The organism is Burkholderia sp. Bp9090 (genome assembly GCF_003857985.1).
GTDB lineage: Bacteria > Pseudomonadota > Gammaproteobacteria > Burkholderiales > Burkholderiaceae > Burkholderia.
Genome location: NZ_QTPV01000005.1, coordinates 144,330 through 163,301 on the forward strand (window position 1 = coordinate 144,330; position 18,972 = coordinate 163,301).

The following is an 18,972-nucleotide window of genomic DNA, read 5'->3' on the forward strand; positions in this document are numbered from 1 at the left end:
CCTGGCACACACGATACGAGGATAGGTTCGATGCGCACTACCGGCTCATCCGGGGCAATGACCCTGCTCACCGAACATGACCCGGCCGACGGCCGCGAACTGCGCTCGCTCCGGCTCGAATCGACCGACGACGGCAAGAGCGTGCTGCTGATCGACATCGACGAGCGCAAGCCCGGCATTCACCGCGAGGTTCGCTACGAGATCACGCCGGCCGAGCTGATCGCGGCGATCCGCTCGCACGGCGCCGAACTGCCTGGCGAAAACCACGGCGCCGCCTCGCTCGTCCGCACCCCTACCCCTTCGTGATGTCGACCGGTGAGCCGCGCACAACGCACCGGCTCACCGATCCGCCCGCATCACCCTGCCGCCGTCAGGCGCTTTGCGTCATTCCCCGCCGTCCGCTTGAAAATGGCCGATAATCGGCCCATCTTCGTACCTTCCACACGCGCTTCCTTTTCGGCCAGCCGTCATGCTCCGTGACCTCGTCGCCCAATACGGGCCGCTTCTCGTCTTCGCCAACGTGCTCGCGGCGGCCATCGGCCTGCCCGTACCGGCGATGCCGACGCTCGTGCTGTTCGGCGCGATGGCCGCGATGAATCCGGCGATGATCGGCTCGCAGCTCCTGACGGTGCTGGCGCTGTCGGTGCTCGGCGCGCTGATCGGCGACACCGTGTGGTACGTCGCCGGGCGGCGCTACGGCGGCACGACGCTGAAGACGATCTGCCGGCTGTCGCTGTCGCGCGACACCTGCGTGAAGAAGACCGAACGATTCTTCGGCCGCTACGGCGTGCGCGTGCTCGCGGTCGCCCGCTTCATTCCCGGGCTGTCGCTCGTGTCGGTGCCGATGGCCGGCGCACTCGGCACGCGCTATCGCACGTTCGCCGGCTACGACGCGCTCGGCGCCGCGCTGTGGACGATCGTCGGCCTCCTCGCGGGGCTCGTGTTCTATCGGCAGATCGACTGGCTGTTCGCCGGCGCGAGCCGGCTCGGCCGCGCGGTACTGCTGGTGATCGTCGCACTGCTGGCCGTCTACGCGGCCGTGCGCTGGATGCGCCGCCGCGCGCTGATCCGCCAGCTCGCGACTGCGCGGATCGGCGTCGACGAGCTCGAAGAACTGCTGCGCGATGCGGCCGCGCCGGTGGTGCTCGACGTGCGTTCGCCCGAACACCGCAAGCTCGACCCGTTCACGATTCCCGGCGCGCAGTTCGCGGACGAACGGCACATCGAGGACATCGTCGCGCGCTATCCGTTCTCACAGAAGTTCGTCGTGTATTGCTCGTGCCCGAACGAAGTGACGGCCGCGCTGATGGCCAAGCGCCTGCTCGACGCAGGCTTCACCGATGCGCTGCCGCTGCGCGGCGGCCTCGACGCCTGGCGCGACACGGGCCGCCAGCTCACGTCGCTGGTGGAGGACATGCCCGCCGCGAACGATCCGGTGGCGGGGTTGCACAAGCCGGCCTGATCGAACGGGTCGCAGGCCGGCCGCGCGAGACGAAAACGACTGAAGGGGACGTTGCGTCCCCCCTTCGATCAGAACGCGTGCAGCGGCACGTTCACGACCAGGCGGTACTCCTTGTTGGTCGCGTCCGCGGTGTGCGTGGAACCGGTGTGCCACATCGCGATGAACGTGACCTTCGTGTCCTTCAGCTTGCCGCTCTGGAACGTGTACGACGGGATGAAGCCGAACTCGTGGTGACGGCCCTGCACCGGCGCGCCGTTGCTCCAGTAGATGCTCGACTTGCTCGGATCGTTCGCAGCCCCTGCGCTGCCGTCCGCGCCCCAGCCCGTCACGCCCCAGACCATCGCCTTGAAGCCCGGCAGGCCCGCTTCCTTGCCGTAGAACGTGTAACGCAGCTGCAGCGACTTTTCGTGCGGCGCGTTGTAGTCGACGTCCATCGAGTTGGTCAGGAAGATGCCGTTCGTTTCGTTCAGGTAGTCGAAGAACTGGTCGCCGAGCACCTGCTGATAACCGAGCAGCAGTTCGTGCGGGCCGTGCTGCGCAGCCACCGACAGGCTGTACGCGTTGTTGTTGATCTTGCCCTGCAGCGCGTCGCCCGTGTCGTGCGTCGAGTAAACGTTACCAAAGCCGGTCCACTTGATCGACTTCGTATCGCCGATGCTGTGCTTCACCGACGCGTAGTACTGGTGCCACACGTCGTCGGCCTGGTTGGCGTACAGCGCGACTTCGCCGTCCGGCGAATAGTCCCACGTGCCGCCGACGTAGGTCAGGCGATTGATGCGCGTGCCACCGTATTGCGTCGTGAGGTTGGTGAGCGTCGTGTGGCCGCGCGCATCGGTCTTCGTGAAGCTGCCGGCCTCGAGCATCACGTTCTTGAATTCGTTGCTGACGATCGTCGCGCCGAGGAACGTCGGCGGCAGCGCGCGGTTGTCGTGCTGTTCCATGAACGGGTTGTCGACGGCCTGCAGCCCGTACTTGACCACCGTGTTCGAGATGCGCGCCTTCACGTCGTAGATGCCCGGATAGGCCCATGCGAGCTGGTTCGAACCGCCGCCGCCCTTCGCGATGTGCACCATGCTGCCCGCGCCGGCACCGCCGTCGAGCTTCAGCGCCGCATACAACGACGCGTCGAAGCCGATGCCGATCAGGCCGGTCGTGTAGCCCGACTCGAAGTTCGCCATCGCGCCCTGGACCCACGCGTGACGGTGCGGGCCGCCCTTGTTGTCGAGCGTGTCCGCATAGTTGCGGAACAGGAAATTCAGGTGGCTGTCGGCAATGAAGCCGTTCGACTTCGACTGTGCCGAAGGCTCGTCGGGCGGCGTGACGGCCTGGGTCGCCTCGGCGTTGATAATGGCGTTCGGGGTCGTTGCCTGCGCAACCGACGTGCCTGCGCCGGCGGACGGCGCCGCCTGCGCGACCGTCAGCGGTGCGGGGGCCGCGTCGTCGGCGTACGCCACGCCGCTCAGCGATACGCCGGCAAGCGCCGGCAAGCCCCATGCAAGCAGCATCTTCGATGCCGTCCCGATCGTCTTTTGCTTGTTCATCGTCATTCTCGTCTTGTGTTGATGTCGTCCACGCCGGTTGCGATCCGCTTCCAGCCCCCCGGCGAGCCCGGTTAAGGACGCGCCTTTACCCGCGGCGCGAAGATCATTCGCGCCGCACCCTACCCCTGTTGACCTGCCTGGTTATGTTTGCTGCGTCACTTCACGCCGCCACGCCCGCCCGGATGCACGCGACACGCGCCGGCGAGCCCTGCCGCACTTCCGGCAACGGAACGTCCTGCGCGCACGCGTCGATCGCGACCGGGCAGCGCGTGCGGAACGCGCAGCCGGACGGCGGGTTGAGCGGCGACGGCATCTCGCCCGCCAGCAGCATCGGACGGCGAGCACGCTCGCGCGCCGGCTCCGGCGTCGGCGCCGCATCGAGCAGCGCCTTCGTGTACGGGTGCTGCGGCACGCCGTACACGTCATGCCGCGTGCCGAACTCCATCACGCGGCCGAGATACATCACGAGCACTCGCTGGCTGATGGCCTTCACCACCGCCAGGTCGTGCGCGACGAAAAGATAGGACAACGACAGTTCGCGTTGCAGGTCGCGCAGCAGGTTCACGATCTGCGCCTGGATCGATACGTCGAGTGCCGATACGGGCTCGTCGCAGATCACGAGCTTCGGCTCGCCGATCAGCGCGCGCGCGATGCCGACGCGCTGGCACTGTCCGCCGGAAAACTCGTGCGGATAGCGCAGCAGGTGATGCGCGTTCAGGCCGACACGTTCGAGCATCGTGACCACGCGGCGCCGCACTTCGGCGCGGCCGAGGCCCGCGTGGTGCGTGACGAGCGGCTCCGCGACGATTTGTTCGATCGTCATGCGCGGATCGAGCGACGCGAGCGGATCCTGGAAGATCATCTGCACTTCGCGGCGCATCGCGGTGCCGCGCAGGTGATCGGGCGCGACGGCTTCGCCGCGCCAGCGCACCGTGCCGGCCGTCATCGGCACGAGGCCGATCAGCGCGCGCGCAAGCGTCGACTTCCCGCAGCCCGACTCGCCGACGAGTCCGACCGTCTCGCCGCGCTTCACGTCGAACGACACGCCGTCGACCGCGCGCAGCGTGCCCTTCGGCGACCACGGATAGCCGCCGAGCGGCACGCGGAAATGCACCTTCAGATCGTCGACGGACAGCAGCGTATCGCTCGTCGTGCCCGTCGCGCCGGCATTGCGGCGTTCATCGACGCTCATCGCAGACCTCCCGTCAGATCGGCCAGCGGCCGGTGGCACGCGCGCACCGCGCCCGCCGCGCCATAGGTTTCGAGCGCGGGGCGTGCGGTACCGCAGCGCGCCTCCGCATACGTGCAGCGTTTCGCGAACGCGCAGCCGGCCGGCGCGGTGCCGGGCATCGGCGGATTGCCGGGAATCGCGACGAGCGGCGCGTCGTCGGCGTCGGTCAGGCGCGGCAGCGCGTTGAGCAGGCCGATCGTGTACGGATGCGACGGCGCCGCGAAGATCGAGTCGGCCGGCGCGTATTCGACGGTGCGGCCCGCATACATGACCATCACGTCGTCCGCGAGGCCCGCGACCACGCCCATGTCGTGCGTGATCAGCACGATCGCGGTGCCGCGCTCGCGGTTCAGCTCGCGCAGCAGGTCGATGATCTGCGCCTGCACGGTCACGTCGAGCGCGGTGGTCGGCTCGTCGGCGATCAGGATTTCCGGCTCGGACAGGAGCGCCATCGCGATCATCACGCGCTGGCGCATGCCGCCGGAAAACTCGTGCGGATACATGCGGATGCGGCGCGCGGCGTCGGGAATGCGCACCGACTCGAGCGCCTCGATCGCGCGCTTCGTCGCTTCCTTGCGCGACAGCTTGCGATGCAGCTGCAGCGTCTCGGTCATCTGCCGCTCGATCGTCAGGAACGGATTGAGCGACGTCATCGGATCCTGGAAGATCATCGCGATCCGGTCGCCGCGCACCGCGTTCAGCGCGCGCGTATCCATCTCGAGCAGGTTGTCGCCGCGATAGCGCGCGGCGCCCGTCGTCGCGCCGTTGCCGGCCAGCAGGCCGAGCAGCGCCATCACGGTCTGGCTCTTGCCCGAGCCCGATTCGCCGACGATGCCGAGCGTCTTGCCGGCTTCGAGCGAGAACGACACGCCGCTCACGGCGTCGATCGGCGGCGCGTCCTTGCGCGAGAAGCGCACGCCGAGGTTTTCTACTTCCAACAGAACAGCCATCTTCAGCGATCCTTCGGGTCGAGCGCGTCACGCAGGCCGTCGCCAACGAAGTTCACGCAGTAGAGCGTCACGCACAGCATGACGGCCGGTGCCAGCAGCAGCCACGGCATCGATTCCAGTTTCTGCGCGCCGTCCTGGATCAGCACGCCCCAGCTCGTCATCGGTTCCTGCACGCCGAGGCCGAGGAACGACAGCACCGATTCGGTCAGCACGATGTTCGGCACCGACACGGTCGCGTACACGACGACCACGCCGAGCAGGTTCGGCACGACGTGGCGCAGCACGATCGACGCCGGCGACACGCCGATCGCGCGCGCCGCGTCGACGAACTCGCGATTGCGCAGCGACAGCGTCTGGCCGCGCACGACGCGCGCCATGTCGATCCACGAGAACGCGCTGATGGTCAGCACGACCAGCATGAACGAGCGGCCGAACAGGGTCATCATCAGGATCGCGATCAGCAGGTACGGGATCGCGTACATCATGTCGACGACGCGCATCATCGCGGAGTCGACCCGCCCGCCCGCGAAGCCGGCGGTCGCGCCCCACGCCACGCCGAACAGGCCGGACACCAGCGTGCCGAGCAGGCCGACCTCGATCGACACGCGGCCGCCGATCAGCGTGCGCACGAGCAGGTCGCGGCCGAGCTCGTCGGTGCCGAACCAGTGCTGGTTCGCGAGCGTCGGTGCGAGGCTGATCGAGCCCCAGTCGCTCGCGGCGGGATCGGCCGCGAGCAGCCACGGACCGACGAAACATGCGAGCGTGATCAGCGCGAGCAGCACGAGGCTGAACACGGCCGCGCGGTTGTGAAGGAAGCGCGCGAACGCTAGCGCGAGCGGCGAGCGCGAACGCGGCGGCGAGTCGGTCTGCACAGGCAGACTGACGACGGGAGTAGTCGGAGTCATCGCAGTGCCTCGCTCAATAACGGATGCGCGGATCGAGCCATGCGTACGCGAGGTCGACCAGCAGGTTGAACAGCACGGCACAGACGGTCGTCAGCACGACGAGGCCGAGCACCAGCGTGTAGTCGCGGTTGATCGCGCCGTTCACGACGAGCTGCCCGAGCCCCGGCAGCGCGAACACCGATTCGGTGACGACGGCCGCCGTGATCGACGTGATGCAGACCGTGCCGAACAGCGACACGACCGGCATCAGCGCGGGCTTGAGCGCGTGGCGCAGCACGATCGTCGAGCCCGGCAGGCCCTTCGCGCGCGCGGTGCGGATGAAGTTGCTCGACAGCGTCTCGATCATCGAGCCGCGCATCACGCGCGCGAGCAGCGATACGTTGATGAAGGTCAGCAGCACGATCGGCAGCAGCCTGTACTGCCAGCCGCCGTCGCCCCAGCCGCCGGCCGGCAGCCAGCCGTTGCCGGCCGAGGTCTTCAGCAGGATCGCGAAGATCCACACCAGCACCGGGCCGAGCACGAACGGCGGCACGACGTTGCCGAAGTTGCCGATCAGCATCACGAAGCGGTCGATCACGCTGTCGCGGCGCACGGCCGCGACGGTGCCGAGCAGCACGCCGAACCCGATCGAGAGCGGGATCGAGATGCCGCCCACGCCGAGACTCACGGGCAGCGCCTTCTTCACGAGATCGTTCACCGACCAGTCGACGTAGCGGAACGACGGGCCGAGATCGCCGTGCAGCAGCGAACCGAGATACAGCAGGTACTGCTTCCACAGCGGCTCGTCGAGGTGGTACTTCGCGTTCAGGTTCGCGAGCGTCGCCGCGGACAGCTGCTTCTCCGTATCGAACGGACCGCCGGGCGTGAAGTGCAGCAGCAGGTAGCAGACGGTGATGACGGCGAGAATCGTCGGCACCGCCCACAACGTGCGTCTCAATGCGTAGGCCAGCATGATCGCTCCGCTCAGTGCTTGATCAGGTACATGTCCTGCGAAGCACGCATGTCGATCACGTTCTTCAGCGAGTAGCCGCCCACGTAGGGCTTCACGAGACGGTCGGCCGAGTACTGGAACAGCGGCACCATCGGCGTGTCGTTCATCGCCGCGTCGTGCGCCTGCGTGAGCAGCGTGGCGCGCGCCTTGTCGTCGAGCTTCTGGTTGCCTTCGTCGACGAGCGTGTCGGCCTGCTTGTTGCAGTAGCCGACGGTATTCTGCGAGCTGCCGCAGCGGATCAGGTCGAAGAAGGTCATCGCGTCGTTGTAGTCGGCGAACCAGCCGTCGCGCGCGATCTGCACCTTGCCGTCATGCCGCTCCTTCATCAGCACCTTGAACTCGACGTTCTCGAGCTTCGTGTCGATGCCGAGCTTCGTGCGCCATTCCGATGCGGTGAACAGCGCGACCTTCTTGTGCAGGTCGTTGGTGTTGTACGTGAGCGTGAACGACAGCGGCTTCGCATCGGAGAAGCCGGCCTGCTTCAGCAGGTCCTTCGCGGTCGCGACGCGCTTGGCCATCGGCCACGACGCCCATTCCGGCGTGAACGGGTGCACGCCCTTCGTGCCGTTCGGCATCAGGCCGTACATCGGCTTCTCGCCGGCCTGCGTGAGCTTCGACGTCAGCACGTCGCGATCGATCACCATCGACAGCGCCTGGCGCACGCGCTTGTCCTTCAGCGCCGCGTCGCTGTTGTTCAGGTAGTAGTAGTAGGTCGCGAGCTGCAGGCCCGGGCGCAGTTCGCCGCCGAACTGCTTGCTGACCTGCTGGAAGATGCCCGACGGGATCGAGTAGCTGTAGTCGATCTGGCCGGCCTGGTACATGCGCATCGCCGTTTCGTCGCTTTCGATCGGCAGGTACGTGACCTTGTTGATCACGACCTTCGGCGCGTTCCAGTACTTCGCGTCCTTCGAGATCACGATGCGGTTGTTCGGCTGCCAGTCGACGAGCTGGTACGCGCCGTTGCTGACGATGTTGCCGGGACGCGTCCATGCGTCGCCGAACTTCGCGACGGTGTCCTTGTTCACCGGCGCGAGCGGCACCATCGCGGTCAGTTCGGGGAAGAACGCGACCGGCACGTCGGTCGTCACTTCCAGCGTGTACGGGTCGACTGCGCGCACGCCGAGCGTCGTCGGCGCGGCCTTGCCGGCGATGATGTCCTTCGAGTTCTTCACGAACTCGACGAGGATCGTGTACTTCGAGCCCGTCTTCGGGTCGACGAGGCGCTGCCACGAGTAGACGAAATCGGCGGCCGTCACGGGCTGGCCGTTGCTCCACTTCGCATCGTGGCGCAGCTTGAAGATCCAGGTCTGCGGCGTCTTGCGCTCCCACGACTGCGCGACACCCGGCACGACCTGGCCGGCCGCGTCGATGCGGGCAAGCCCTTCGAACAGGTCGAGGCCGATCGTGTTGCCGGTCCACGATTCGATGTGCGCCGGGTCGAGCGACTCGACTTCGGCGGGCACCTGGCGCGTCAGGTCCTGTTGAGGAGCGAGCGTGACGTTCGACGGAACGGTAACGGCGTGGGCGACGGGCGTCGTCAGGGCGAGCGCGGCCAGCACGGCCGACATGGCATGCAAGGATTTCATCGTGGCAGTCTTGAGAAAGTTGTTCGGCGAGCGATGCGCGGCGGATGCCGCGGTTACGCGTGAGACGCTGACGGGTACAGCGATTGAGGAGGCCCGTGATTCTCGTATTGCATCTTAGTATTCCTTACGTTTCTTTCGACAGGCATTCCGTCTTGGAAACGAAGGAATACCTGTGCGTTAGAACAGCCGCGGCGTACCGACCCAGACCACCACCGACTCGACCTTCGCGGTGTTGACCCAGCTGTGCGGGACCGTCGACTGATAGTGCGAACTGTCACCGGCCTGCAGGACGAACGTCTTGCCTTCCAGCGTCAGCGACACTTCCCCTTCAATCACATACAGGAATTCCTCTCCTGCATGGGTCGTCACCTCCGACCGCTTCTGCCCCGGCGGCATCCGCACGAGGATCGCCTCGAGCTGACGCCCTTCGGTCACGTTGGTCAGCCTCGCGAACAGGTTCGCCGAATCGGCGAATCCGAAGAAGCGCAACTGATCGCCTCTGCAGACCGAGCGTTCCTCGCTCGGCGTATCCACGAAGTACTGCACCGTCACGCCGAGCGCTTGTGCGATACCGGCCAGCGACGTCAGTGACGGCGACGCGAGCCCGCGTTCGACTTGAGACAGAAACGGCTTCGAAATCCCCGCGGCGGTAGCGGTGTCGTCGAGCGTGCGCTTGAGTCGTTGGCGCAACGCGCGAATCTTGCTGCCGAGTGCGGCAGCGTCTGCCGCTCGCGAGTTTTCAGTGGGGGGAACCATAGCAGGCCGAAAAGTGGTCGTCAAAAAATGTTTGATGGAAAGTAACTAAGTTAATACGAGATAGCTTAATCTTCGGGTTCGCACACGTCTTCGGTGTTGAGCCCGGTGCACTAAACAGGGCACGAAGCGGGCGAAACGACGCGCTATCTTGCCAGACTCGCCGGCTTCACAGGCAAGCTGCAAGCGGCTCTCCGGGAATTTTCGGAGAACGGGCGCGAAGCTTACAAATAGATGATGAGACAAATTTTCCTGAAAGCTGCTGCCATATCGGGAGTTTCCCTGAGTGGCGCGGACCTGACGCACCGGACCGGCAAACGTTACCACTCGCGTGCCGGTCGGGGCCTCGCACCGCCTTATCGGGCGGAGTCCGACCCCGGCCCGGGCTAACCCGCCCGACTGCTCCATCGCCGACGCAAAGCCTACCCGGCCACCGTGCTCCGGCGCCAGTTCGACCCCAAGGCGACGCGCGATCCGCGCCGTCCGTTTCAAACGAGATTGATGATGCACGCACCTGTTTCACAGACCCGTTCGTTTACGACGGTCTTCCTCATCGAAATGTGGGAGCGCTTCGGCTACTACGGTATGGCCGCGCTCCTGGTCCTCTTCATGGTCGACCGGCTCGGTTTCACCGACAGCCATGCGAACCTGACCTGGGGCGCGTTCACCGCGCTCGTCTACGCGTCGCCGTCGATCGGCGGCTGGATCGGCGACAAGGTGCTCGGCGCACGTCGCACGATGATCATCGGCGCGGCCGTGCTGTGCGCCGGCTACCTGATGCTGGCGATCCCGAACGACGCGCTGGCGTACATGTACGCATCGCTCGGCGTGATCGTCGTCGGCAACGGCCTGTTCAAGGCCAACGCGGCGAACCTCGTGCGCCGCATCTACGAAGGCGACGATGCGCGCATCGACAGCGCGTTCACGATCTACTACATGGCGGTCAACATCGGCTCGACCGTGTCGATGCTCGCGACGCCGTGGATCAAGGATCACTGGGGCTGGCACACCGCGTTCGCGGTCTGCTGCGCCGGCATGCTGCTCGCGATCCTGAACTTCATGCTGATGCACCGCACGCTCGCGCACATCGGCTCGCAGCCCGACGACGAACCGATCCGCTGGAAGCGCCTCGGCGGCGTGGCGGCAGGCGGCGTTGCGCTCGCGCTGGTCACGCTGTACGTGCTGCAGCACAAGCAGCTCGCAGTCGCGAGCGTATGGACGGCGGCGTTCGCGATCCTCGCGATCTTCGCGTACATGATCGCGAAGTCGGAGCGTTCGGAACGCGCGGGCCTGATCGCGGCGCTCGTGCTGATCGGCCAGGTGATCCTGTTCTTCATCTTCTACGTGCAGATGTCGACGTCGCTCACGCTGTTCGCGCTGCGCAACGTCGATCCGCGCTTCATCCTGTTCGGCACGACGCTGTTCACGTGGAGCGCCGCGCAGTTCCAGGCGCTGAACCCGATCTGGATCATGATGCTGAGCCCGGTGCTCGTGTGGGTCTACAACGCGTTCTCGAAGAGCGGCCGTGACCTGCCGGTCGCCGCGAAGTATGCGTTCGGCTTCGGCGCGGTAGCCGCCGGCTACCTGGTGTTCACGATCAGCGGCCGCTACGCGGTGGACGGCCGCGTGTCGTCGTGGTTCATGGTGTGGGGCTACGGCCTCTACTCGCTCGGCGAACTGCTGGTGAGCGGCCTCGGCCTCGCGATGATCGCCCGCTACGTGCCGGCGCGCATGAGCGGCTTCATGATGGGCGCGTATTTCGTCGCGACGGGTGTGTCGCAGTATCTGGGCAGCGTCGTCGCGAACTTCGCGCAGATGCCGTCGCACGACCTGCCGGCCACCGAATCGCTGCCGCTGTACCTGTCGCTGTTCGAGAAGCTCGGCTGGCTCGCCGCGATCGGCATGCTGCTCGCCCTGCTGCTGCTGCCGATGATGAACCGCCTGTCGCGCCAGCATCAGCGCTGCGCGGAAGAGCGCCGCGAGGAAGAAGCGGTGCAGGCGCAGGCGATGGCCTCGGCGCAGTAAGTACTATCCCTCGGCGTGCGGCGTGCACGCCACATTCTCCCGCCAGCGCGGCCAGCACGTCCTACACTGGTTGCAACGGCGCATCCGCTCCGTCGTGATGCGCACTGGCGGGAGAAGATCATGAAAAACAAGACGACTCGGCTCTTGAGGATACTGTCGGACATCCGGCACGCGCAGCGCTGCACTACATTGCGCGCCGCCCGGGCCGCGGCCGAAGCCGATGCGGTGCTCGCGCAGCAGGACGATCCGAAGTCCGACGAACGCGACGACGCCGAATCCGACGACGCGACCGTCGTCCCCCGCTCCCGTATCGGCTCACCTCACTGAGCGCACAGCGCGGCACGTTGCGTGCCGCCTGCGCGTTTTCCCGCACCGTTCACGCGGCCGCGCCGCGCCGGCGTGCGAACCACGTTCCCGAACCGGCCACCGCCATCATCAGCCCGACCGCGCATGCGTCGGCCGCGAGGCCCACGCCGATATGCCGCAGCTCGGCGCCGTTCGCGACCGGATGCAGCAGCGAATCGATGACGAGCGAGATCGCCGCGCCCGCGACGAAGCAGATCAGGCCGCGCCGGCCGACCGCGACGACCGGCTGCACGGCCCGCGCAATGCGCGCGATCCAGCCGTAGCGCACGCAGTCGGCCATCAGCCAGGCAATCGCCGCGAAGCTCACGATGCGCGGCAGCGCGAGATCGCGCTTGAGAATACCTTCCGGCAACGGCAGCCCCGAGAACAGCTTGTAGCTCGCACAACCGAGCACGATCGCGCACGCGACGCCGGTCGCCGCGGCGCTCCAGCGCCCGAGCGCGACGTACCGGTAGAAAGGCTGGCAGCGGGCGAGCACGCCGGCGACGAACATCAGCTGCCACGCGAACGGGTTGAAGTTCCAGCGGAACGCATCGGTGTCCAGCAGCTCGGGGCCGAGCCAGCCCGCCGCGAGCCACGACGTCGCGCCGAACGCGACGAGGAGCCACGGATGGCGGCGCGCGAACGGCACGATCACCGGCGACGCGAGCGCGAACAGCACGTACATCGGCAGCACCGACGCGAGATACGGCTGGCGCTGGAACGTGAGCAGTTCGGCGAGCCCCGTGAGCGGCGACGCGAGCATCACACTGACGTCGTCGAGCGCGAGGTTCGGCGTGTCGATCCCGTAATGGTCGAGCACGGCGGACACGACGAGCATCAGCGTCGACGTCGCGAGAAACGCGCGGTAGATCTGCATCGCGCGGCGCACGAACCGCCGCTGCGCCGCGCGCGCGCCGTGCCGGTCGGCGATCGCGCCGTACGCGCTCGCGGTCGCGAAGCCGCCGAGGAACACGAACACCTCGGCTGCATCGCACAGCGCGAATGCATGGAGCGTCACGCGCGACAGCACGCTCGCGCCGATGTGATCGACGACGATCATCAGCAGCACGATGCCGCGGAAGAAATCGACTTCGATCAGGCGCGCGCTACGGGTCGGCGGCATCGGGACGGCAGGCGGTGTGTTCAACGACATGGCCGCACCTGCACGACGACGGTGCGGCATGCACCGAAGGAGGATTCGGAAGGGAGAAGGCGAACGCGATCGGCGGCGCTACGCGTATGCTCGTATCGCGCCAACCCGGCCGGCCCGGCACGAAAATGACCGTTCATGGAAAAGCCGCATACGAAGAGGAGGCGGTCAGATCAGTCTAGCGGCCGGTCGGGAGATACCCTAAGTAACAAAGTGCAACGGAATCTTCTGTTCGATTACAGGCGTGACATCGGCGATGCAACGCTGGCGAGGCCGCCAGCCAGACGTCAGCTGCACATCAGCGCGATGCCGGTTCGACGCCGGCATCGCGTGACGCGACGCAAGCAATGCGCACTGCGCGGCACGTTCGTTGCCGCCGTCGCACGGCCGGGCGGCGATGCTCAGCCGCGCGCGGGCAAGCGCCGCATCAGCATCGCGCTGTGCCACGCGGTCAATGCAACGGCCGCCCAGATCGGCCCGTACGTCGCGAGCTGCGCGACGCTCAGCGTCTCGCCGAGCAGCAGCAGCGACACCGCGACGAGCAGCACCGGTTCGACGTAGCCGAGGATCCCGAACAGCGCCATCGGCAGCATCCGGCTCGCCTTCAGGTAGCTCGCGAGCGCGAGCGTGCTGAGCACGCCGAGCCCCGGCAGCAGCACGGCCCACAGCCGCGGATGGCTGGCGACCGGCGTCGCGCTCGCCGACACCATCGCGAACGCGACCGGACACAGCAGCACGATCTCGAGCGCGAACGCGGCCAGCGAATCGGCGTTGATCCGGCGGCGCAGCACGAAATACGGCGGATAGCCGAGCGCGACGACGAGCGTCGGCCACGCGAACGCGCGCGTCGCCCATACCTCGTGCGCGACGCCGAGCGCCGCGCATGCGACCGCCGCCCATTGCAGCGGATCGAGCCGTTCGTGATAGTAGAAGCGGCCGACGAGCACCATCGTCAGCGGCAGCAGGAAATAGCCGAGCGACACTTCGAGCATGCGTCCGTGCAGCGGCGCCCACAGGAACAGCCACAGCTGCAGGCCGAGCAGCGCCGCGCTCGCGGGCAGCGCGACCAGCAGGCGCCAGTCGCGCACGCCGCGCCGCACGAGTTCGACGAGCGCCGGCCAGCGGCCGCGCAGCGCGATCAGGGCGAGCGCGCCCGGCGCGGTCCACAGGATGCGCCACGCGAAGATGTCGAGCCCCGTGAGCGGCGCGAGCAGTTTCGCGTAGGCGGACATCAGCGCGAACAGCGTCGACGCCATCACCGACAGCGCGATGCCGCGCCCGGCCTCCGGATACCCCGTCATGTTCTTTTAGCCTTGCGCGTTACTGCTGCTGGAAGCGCTCGAAGCGCTTTTCGACGTGGCGCTCCTCGAACGTCACCTCGGTCACGCGCGCGGACGGCGGCCCGTGGCGCAGCCACGCGAGCATCCGGTCGATCTGCGCGCCCGGGCCCTGGATCATCGCCTCGACGCTGCCGTCCTCGAGATTCGCGACCCAGCCGCGCAGCTTCAGCGCATGCGCCTCGCGCACCGTCGCGTGACGGAAACCGACGCCCTGCACGACGCCGCGCACCCGCACGTAGTAGGTCTCGATCCGTTCGTCCAGTTCATTGCGGCTCATCGCGTCGCCCTCCCGTCGTGCAATCCATTCAAGCCCGGCATTGTAGTCGCGTCGGCCGCTTCGCACACGGGCCCGGCGGGCCGGCTCGGCGCCGTCGCCAGTGCAGCCGCCCGCGCGAGCACGCAACTGCGGGTTTGCTGCCCGGCGATGCGTGCGTGCCGGAGGACGGCGCTCGCGTCGCCGGGCGCGCCGACCACGTACAATCTCGCCGACGCACAACCGCCGCGCCGCCCGCGCGCGGCCCTGAAGGAAACGCATGACTGATACTTCCCGCGATCTCGTTCTCGTCACCGGCGCGTCCGGTTTCGTCGGCTCGGCCGTCGCACGCATCGCGCAGCAGAAAGGCTATGCGGTGCGCGTGCTGGTGCGCCCGACCAGCCCGCGCACGAACGTCGCGGATCTCGACGCCGAGATCGTCACCGGCGACATGCGCGACGAGACGTCGATGCGCGCCGCGCTGCGCGGTGTGCGCTACCTGCTGCACGTGGCGGCCGACTACCGGCTGTGGGCGCCGGACCCGCACGAGATCGAGCGCGCGAACCTCGAAGGCGCAGTCGCGACGATGCGCGCGGCGCGCGCCGAAGGCGTCGAACGGATCGTCTACACGAGCAGCGTCGCGACGCTGAAGGTCACGAGCGCCGGCGATCCGTCCGACGAGAACCGGCCGCTGACCGCCGAGCAGGCGATCGGCGTGTACAAGCGCAGCAAGGTGCTGGCCGAGCGCGCGGTCGAGCGGATGATCGCCGACGAAGGGCTGCCGGCCGTGATCGTCAACCCGTCGACGCCGATCGGCCCGCGCGACGTAAAGCCGACGCCGACCGGCCGCATCATCGTCGAGGCCGCGCTCGGCAAGATTCCCGCGTTCGTCGATACCGGGCTGAACCTGGTGCACGTCGACGACGTCGCGCACGGCCACTTCCTCGCGCTCGAGCGCGGCCGGATCGGCGAGCGCTACATCCTCGGCGGCGAGAACCTGCCGCTGCAGCAGATGCTGGCCGACATCGCACAGATGACGGGCCGCAAGGCGCCGACGATCGCGCTGCCGCGCTGGCCGCTCTACCCGCTCGCCGTCGGTGCGGAGGCCGTCGCGAAGTTCACGAAGAAGGAGCCGTTCGTGACCGTCGACGGGCTGCGGATGTCGAAGAACAAGATGTATTTCACGTCCGCGAAGGCCGAGCGCGAGCTCGGCTACCGTGCGCGTCCGTACCGCGAAGGACTGCGCGATGCGCTCGACTGGTTCGGCTCGGCGGGCTACCTGAAGTAACACAAAGCGGCGTATTTCACGCCGCTTTGCGCACTTTGTTACACGTCGCTGACGGACCGGCACCGGCGCAGCGGTTAAAATCGCGGGTCTTACGCAGAGAAGACACGCATGAACCTGAACGAACAGATCGATTCGCTCAACGCGGGCGTCGATCAGCTCCTCCACGATCACCACGCCGCGCAGCAGGCGGCACGCAGCGCGGAAGCGTTCGCGCGCGCCGCCGCGGCGGAAGCCCAGGCCGCCGCCGCACGTCACGCCGCCGCGGAAGCCGAAGCACAGGCCGCCGCGCAGCGCCACACGGCCGCAGCCGCCGACGCCGATGCCGCGCAGCAGCGCCACGCCGACGCCACCGCCGCGGCCGAAGCCGCCGCCCAACGCCACACCGAAGCCGCCGCGCAGGCCGAGGCCGCCGTCCAGCGGCACGCCGAAGCGACCGCGCTGACCGAGGCGCTCGCGCAGCGCCACGCGGATGCCGAAGCCGCGTCGCAGCGTCATGCGGCCGCGATCGCCGAAGCCGAGGCCGCCGCGCAGCGTCATCACGCCGCCGCGACCGAAGCGGACGCGGCCGCGCAGCGTCATGCGGCGGCCGCCGCGGAAGCCGAAGCCGCCGCGAAGCGCCATGCGGAGGCGACCGCCGCAGCCGAGGCCGCGACGCAGCGCCACGCGGCCGCGATCGCCGAGGCCGAGGCACTCGCGCAGCGTCACACGCAGGCGATCGCCGAAGCGGAAGCGGCTGCGCAACGCCATGTCGAGGCAACCGCCGAAGCCGAAGCGATCACGCAGCGTCACGCCGAAGCGATCGCGCAAGCCGACGCGGCCGCGCAACGCCATGCGGAGGCGACCGCCGAGGCCGAGGCCGTCGCGCAGCGCCATACCGAAGCGATCGCGCAGGCCGAAGCGGCCGCCGAGCGTCACGCGAAGGCGATCGCCGACGCGGAAGCGCTGGTCGAAGCCGTCGTGAAGGACGCCGCGACGAACGCGGCAGCTTTGGCCATCGAGCCGGCCGTCGCGGCTGAGGCGGTCGAACCGGCCGTCGGGTCCGCCGTTGAGCCGATGACGAACGCCACCGCGCCGGCTGCCGCCGATGAAGTCGCCGCTGCGGCGGCCGACGCGATCACCGACGTCGTCGCGACCACCGTCGCCGACGCCGCGATCGAAGTCGCACCCGCGGCCGAAGCAGGCGCCGACGCCCCCGCGGACAAGGCGACGCTGCACGTCGCGCGCCCGTCGCAGAACGAACTGACGCTGACCGTCAACGGCCAGTCGATCACGTTGCACCCGGAACAACTGGGCCAGCTGATCGAGGAACTCGCGCATGCGCGCGCGTCGATGCAGCCGGAACCGCCGCCGGGCATCCCGGCCGGCTGGCGCTTCGTGACGACGAAGAACCCGATGATGGCCGTGCAGAAGCAGTCGAACGGCGATCGTCTGCTGGTCGCGCGCCACACCGGCTACGGCTGGGTGCCGTTCACGTTCTCGCCGGACGTCGTGATCCAGATGTACATGATGCTGACGCAGCGGTAAGCACGCGCGCAGCGGCGACCGGACGTCGGCCGGAAAGCAAACAGCCCGAATCGGCTCACGTCGATTCGGGCTGTCTGTTTTCAGCAATCCGGTGGTCCTGACGGCCGGCATCCGCCGGCCCGCTTCAGCGCTCCACCGGCGCCTGCACCCGCGCCTTCCACTGACCACCCTTGCCGCGCCAGTAGCGCCACGCGGACGCGAACGTCGCGCCGACGTAGAACAGCGCCACGAGCGGCAGCGCGGGCGCCCACAGCGGCGAGCGCCGGTAATAGCGCAGCATCGGCGCATACGCGGTGCACATCGACGCCCATGCCAGCCACGCCGGCCAGGCCCGCGCGCCGTATGCGAGCGCGGCCACAGGCGGCACGAGATAGATGATCGTCATCCCGAGCAGCGTGCCGGCGAGCAGCAGCGGCGAATAATGGAGCTGCGTGAACGCGGTGCGCGCGATCATGTTCCAGATGTCGCGCCAGCTGTCGTACGGACGCAGCGACACGCTGCGCTCGGCAAGGTCGAGCCGGATCGGATGCCGGCCGCTGCCGCGATGCTTGATCTGCGCGGCGAGGCTGCAGTCGTCGATCAGCGCGCCGCGGATCGATTCGATGCCGCCGGCCTCTTCCAGCGCGCTGCGCTTGACCAGCATGCAGCCGCCCGCGGCGCCGGCCGTCCGTTTGCGCGGATTGTTGATCCACGAGAACGGATAGAGCTTCGCGAAGAAGAACACGAACGCCGGGATCAGCGCCTTTTCCCAGAACGAATCGCAGCGCAGCCGCACCATCAGCGACACGAGATCGCGCTGTTCGGCCTGCGCGCGCGTGACGAGCTGGGCCACCGCGTCGGGCGGATGGCCGATGTCGGCATCCGTCAGCAGCAGATAGTCGGCCGGCAGCCCGAGCGTGCGCACCGCGGCGATGCCCTGCGACTGCGCCCACACCTTGCCCGACCAGCCGGCCGGCAGCGGCTTCGCGGCCAGCACGGTCAGGCGGTCGGCGCGGTTGATCGCGAGCGCCGCCGCGCGGGCCGCGGCGGCGGTGCCGTCGTCGCTGTGGTCGTCGACAATGATCAGATGAAAGTCGCCCGGATAATCCTGCTCGAGCAGCGACGTCGCCGCTTGCGCGATCACGTCGACCTCGTTGCGCGCCGGCACGACCGCGACGACCGCCGGCCAGCCGGCCTCGGCCGCGGCGCCGCGCGCTTCCGGCGGCAGGGCCCGCGCGGGTCGCGCGCGCCAGAAGCCGCCGCGCGCGACCAGCAGCACGATCCAGATCACCAGCGACAGGCCGGACACCAGGAAGGTAATCGCCAGCATCATCGGCACGCCTCCTGCCGGACGCCGGCGCCAGCAGCCCCGGATCGTTCGATCTCAATCGGGGTCGGAGTGAAAACACCCTTGACCGCACCAGCGGCAGGGCAATACGCGTAAGAATCGACGGTCATCGAATGGCCTTGAAATGAGCGCGACGCCGGGCAGCCGGACGGGCTGCCCGCGAAACCGCGCAGTTTACCGGGTTCCGCACGCACGAGCGCCGACGCGGCGCTGCGGCGGATGCAACACGGCCGATACAGCACCAGAGCAAGGACGGCCCGATAGGGTTAAAATGCGCGATTAATTCGGGGTTCCGGGG

Annotated in this window: 17 protein-coding genes; 6 read left to right on the forward strand and 11 right to left on the reverse strand. The window is 67.9% G+C overall.

Going from position 1 to position 18,972, the window contains the following annotated elements; translation table 11 throughout:
- Nucleotides 1-30: 30 nt before the first annotated feature.
- Both DIE16_RS07155 and DIE16_RS07165 read left to right on the forward strand, forming a co-directional pair.
- Nucleotides 31-306, forward strand: a complete 276-nt coding sequence (locus tag DIE16_RS07155; RefSeq protein WP_044844996.1) for a hypothetical protein — start codon at nt 31-33, stop codon at nt 304-306.
- Nucleotides 307-469: 163 nt separating this feature from the next.
- Nucleotides 470-1,462, forward strand: coding sequence for a DedA family protein/thiosulfate sulfurtransferase GlpE (locus tag DIE16_RS07165; RefSeq protein WP_044844995.1), 993 nt, complete (start codon nt 470-472; stop codon nt 1,460-1,462).
- A 68-nt stretch (nt 1,463-1,530) separates the two neighbouring features.
- Here DIE16_RS07165 and DIE16_RS07170 read toward each other — a convergent pair whose 3' ends face one another.
- The 7 genes from DIE16_RS07170 to DIE16_RS07200 form a co-directional block, all read right to left on the reverse strand.
- Nucleotides 1,531-3,003 carry an OprD family porin gene (locus DIE16_RS07170; RefSeq protein ID WP_044845036.1) on the reverse strand — a complete coding sequence of 491 codons (1,473 nt, stop codon included), beginning with the start codon at nt 3,001-3,003 and terminating at the stop codon, nt 1,531-1,533.
- Nucleotides 3,004-3,163: 160 nt separating this feature from the next.
- Nucleotides 3,164-4,195: an ABC transporter ATP-binding protein gene (locus DIE16_RS07175; protein ID WP_044844994.1), complete on the reverse strand. Its 1,032-nt coding sequence runs from the start codon at nt 4,193-4,195 to the stop codon at nt 3,164-3,166.
- Nucleotides 4,192-5,184: an ABC transporter ATP-binding protein gene (locus DIE16_RS07180; RefSeq protein ID WP_124520099.1), complete on the reverse strand. Its 993-nt coding sequence runs from the start codon at nt 5,182-5,184 to the stop codon at nt 4,192-4,194. Before DIE16_RS07180 ends, DIE16_RS07175 begins: the two co-directional genes overlap by 4 nt.
- Before the next feature lie 2 nt (nt 5,185-5,186).
- Nucleotides 5,187-6,089 (reverse strand): ABC transporter permease, encoded by a 903-nt coding sequence (locus tag DIE16_RS07185; protein WP_044844992.1) that lies wholly within the window; start codon nt 6,087-6,089, stop codon nt 5,187-5,189.
- A gap of 13 nt (nt 6,090-6,102) precedes the next feature.
- Entirely contained in the window at nt 6,103-7,041 is a 939-nt protein-coding gene (locus DIE16_RS07190; protein ID WP_124486048.1) for an ABC transporter permease subunit, read from the reverse strand.
- Nucleotides 7,042-7,052: 11 nt separating this feature from the next.
- Nucleotides 7,053-8,666: a peptide ABC transporter substrate-binding protein gene (locus DIE16_RS07195; protein ID WP_124486047.1), complete on the reverse strand. Its 1,614-nt coding sequence runs from the start codon at nt 8,664-8,666 to the stop codon at nt 7,053-7,055.
- Nucleotides 8,667-8,843: 177 nt separating this feature from the next.
- Complete coding sequence (locus DIE16_RS07200; RefSeq protein ID WP_044844989.1) at nt 8,844-9,422, reverse strand: cupin domain-containing protein; 579 nt, start codon at nt 9,420-9,422, stop codon at nt 8,844-8,846.
- A gap of 498 nt (nt 9,423-9,920) precedes the next feature.
- Here DIE16_RS07200 and DIE16_RS07210 point away from each other — a divergent pair, with 498 nt between their 5' ends.
- The gene (locus DIE16_RS07210; protein ID WP_044844988.1) at nt 9,921-11,444 is read left to right on the forward strand and encodes a peptide MFS transporter; all 1,524 of its coding nucleotides are present in this window, start codon (nt 9,921-9,923) and stop codon (nt 11,442-11,444) included.
- A gap of 120 nt (nt 11,445-11,564) precedes the next feature.
- Entirely contained in the window at nt 11,565-11,771 is a 207-nt protein-coding gene (locus tag DIE16_RS07215) for a hypothetical protein (protein ID WP_044844987.1), read from the forward strand.
- Nucleotides 11,772-11,820: 49 nt separating this feature from the next.
- Here DIE16_RS07215 and DIE16_RS07220 read toward each other — a convergent pair whose 3' ends face one another.
- The 3 genes from DIE16_RS07220 to DIE16_RS07230 all read right to left on the reverse strand — a co-directional run bounded on the left by DIE16_RS07220 (nt 11,821) and on the right by DIE16_RS07230 (nt 14,559).
- Complete coding sequence (locus tag DIE16_RS07220; protein WP_124486046.1) at nt 11,821-12,945, reverse strand: OpgC domain-containing protein; 1,125 nt, start codon at nt 12,943-12,945, stop codon at nt 11,821-11,823.
- A 398-nt stretch (nt 12,946-13,343) separates the two neighbouring features.
- Nucleotides 13,344-14,243 (reverse strand): EamA family transporter RarD, encoded by a 900-nt coding sequence (gene rarD, locus DIE16_RS07225; RefSeq protein ID WP_124520101.1) that lies wholly within the window; start codon nt 14,241-14,243, stop codon nt 13,344-13,346.
- A gap of 19 nt (nt 14,244-14,262) precedes the next feature.
- A complete protein-coding gene (locus DIE16_RS07230) occupies nt 14,263-14,559 on the reverse strand; it encodes an acylphosphatase (RefSeq protein ID WP_124486044.1) in 297 nt (98 codons plus the stop codon).
- 256 nt (nt 14,560-14,815) lie between these two features.
- On the opposite strand from DIE16_RS07230, the gene hpnA reads away from it, so the two are divergent.
- Both hpnA and DIE16_RS07240 read left to right on the forward strand, forming a co-directional pair.
- Nucleotides 14,816-15,823, forward strand: coding sequence for a hopanoid-associated sugar epimerase (gene hpnA / locus DIE16_RS07235; protein ID WP_044844982.1), 1,008 nt, complete (start codon nt 14,816-14,818; stop codon nt 15,821-15,823).
- A gap of 108 nt (nt 15,824-15,931) precedes the next feature.
- A complete protein-coding gene (locus DIE16_RS07240) occupies nt 15,932-17,347 on the forward strand; it encodes a phage tail protein (RefSeq protein ID WP_124520103.1) in 1,416 nt (471 codons plus the stop codon).
- Between the two features lie 124 nt (nt 17,348-17,471).
- Here DIE16_RS07240 and DIE16_RS07245 read toward each other — a convergent pair whose 3' ends face one another.
- A complete protein-coding gene (locus DIE16_RS07245) occupies nt 17,472-18,659 on the reverse strand; it encodes a glycosyltransferase (RefSeq protein WP_124520105.1) in 1,188 nt (395 codons plus the stop codon).
- Nucleotides 18,660-18,972: the final 313 nt, after the last annotated feature.

What these genes read in the sequence shown, in the direction of transcription:
- DIE16_RS07240 (WP_124520103.1), top strand. Translation starts at nt 15,932, where the DNA reads ATGAACCTGAACGAACAGATCGATTCGCTCAACGCGGGCGTCGATCAG.
- DIE16_RS07245 (WP_124520105.1), bottom strand. Translation starts at nt 18,659, where the DNA reads ATGATGCTGGCGATTACCTTCCTGGTGTCCGGCCTGTCGCTGGTGATC.
- rarD (WP_124520101.1), bottom strand. Translation starts at nt 14,243, where the DNA reads ATGACGGGGTATCCGGAGGCCGGGCGCGGCATCGCGCTGTCGGTGATG.
- DIE16_RS07230 (WP_124486044.1), bottom strand. Translation starts at nt 14,559, where the DNA reads ATGAGCCGCAATGAACTGGACGAACGGATCGAGACCTACTACGTGCGG.
- DIE16_RS07155 (WP_044844996.1), top strand. Translation starts at nt 31, where the DNA reads ATGCGCACTACCGGCTCATCCGGGGCAATGACCCTGCTCACCGAACAT.
- DIE16_RS07195 (WP_124486047.1), bottom strand. Translation starts at nt 8,666, where the DNA reads ATGAAATCCTTGCATGCCATGTCGGCCGTGCTGGCCGCGCTCGCCCTG.
- DIE16_RS07175 (WP_044844994.1), bottom strand. Translation starts at nt 4,195, where the DNA reads ATGAGCGTCGATGAACGCCGCAATGCCGGCGCGACGGGCACGACGAGC.
- DIE16_RS07220 (WP_124486046.1), bottom strand. Translation starts at nt 12,945, where the DNA reads ATGTCGTTGAACACACCGCCTGCCGTCCCGATGCCGCCGACCCGTAGC.
- DIE16_RS07185 (WP_044844992.1), bottom strand. Translation starts at nt 6,089, where the DNA reads ATGACTCCGACTACTCCCGTCGTCAGTCTGCCTGTGCAGACCGACTCG.
- DIE16_RS07170 (WP_044845036.1), bottom strand. Translation starts at nt 3,003, where the DNA reads ATGAACAAGCAAAAGACGATCGGGACGGCATCGAAGATGCTGCTTGCA.
- DIE16_RS07180 (WP_124520099.1), bottom strand. Translation starts at nt 5,184, where the DNA reads ATGGCTGTTCTGTTGGAAGTAGAAAACCTCGGCGTGCGCTTCTCGCGC.
- DIE16_RS07200 (WP_044844989.1), bottom strand. Translation starts at nt 9,422, where the DNA reads ATGGTTCCCCCCACTGAAAACTCGCGAGCGGCAGACGCTGCCGCACTC.
- DIE16_RS07215 (WP_044844987.1), top strand. Translation starts at nt 11,565, where the DNA reads ATGAAAAACAAGACGACTCGGCTCTTGAGGATACTGTCGGACATCCGG.
- DIE16_RS07165 (WP_044844995.1), top strand. Translation starts at nt 470, where the DNA reads ATGCTCCGTGACCTCGTCGCCCAATACGGGCCGCTTCTCGTCTTCGCC.
- hpnA (WP_044844982.1), top strand. Translation starts at nt 14,816, where the DNA reads ATGACTGATACTTCCCGCGATCTCGTTCTCGTCACCGGCGCGTCCGGT.
- DIE16_RS07190 (WP_124486048.1), bottom strand. Translation starts at nt 7,041, where the DNA reads ATGCTGGCCTACGCATTGAGACGCACGTTGTGGGCGGTGCCGACGATT.
- DIE16_RS07210 (WP_044844988.1), top strand. Translation starts at nt 9,921, where the DNA reads ATGATGCACGCACCTGTTTCACAGACCCGTTCGTTTACGACGGTCTTC.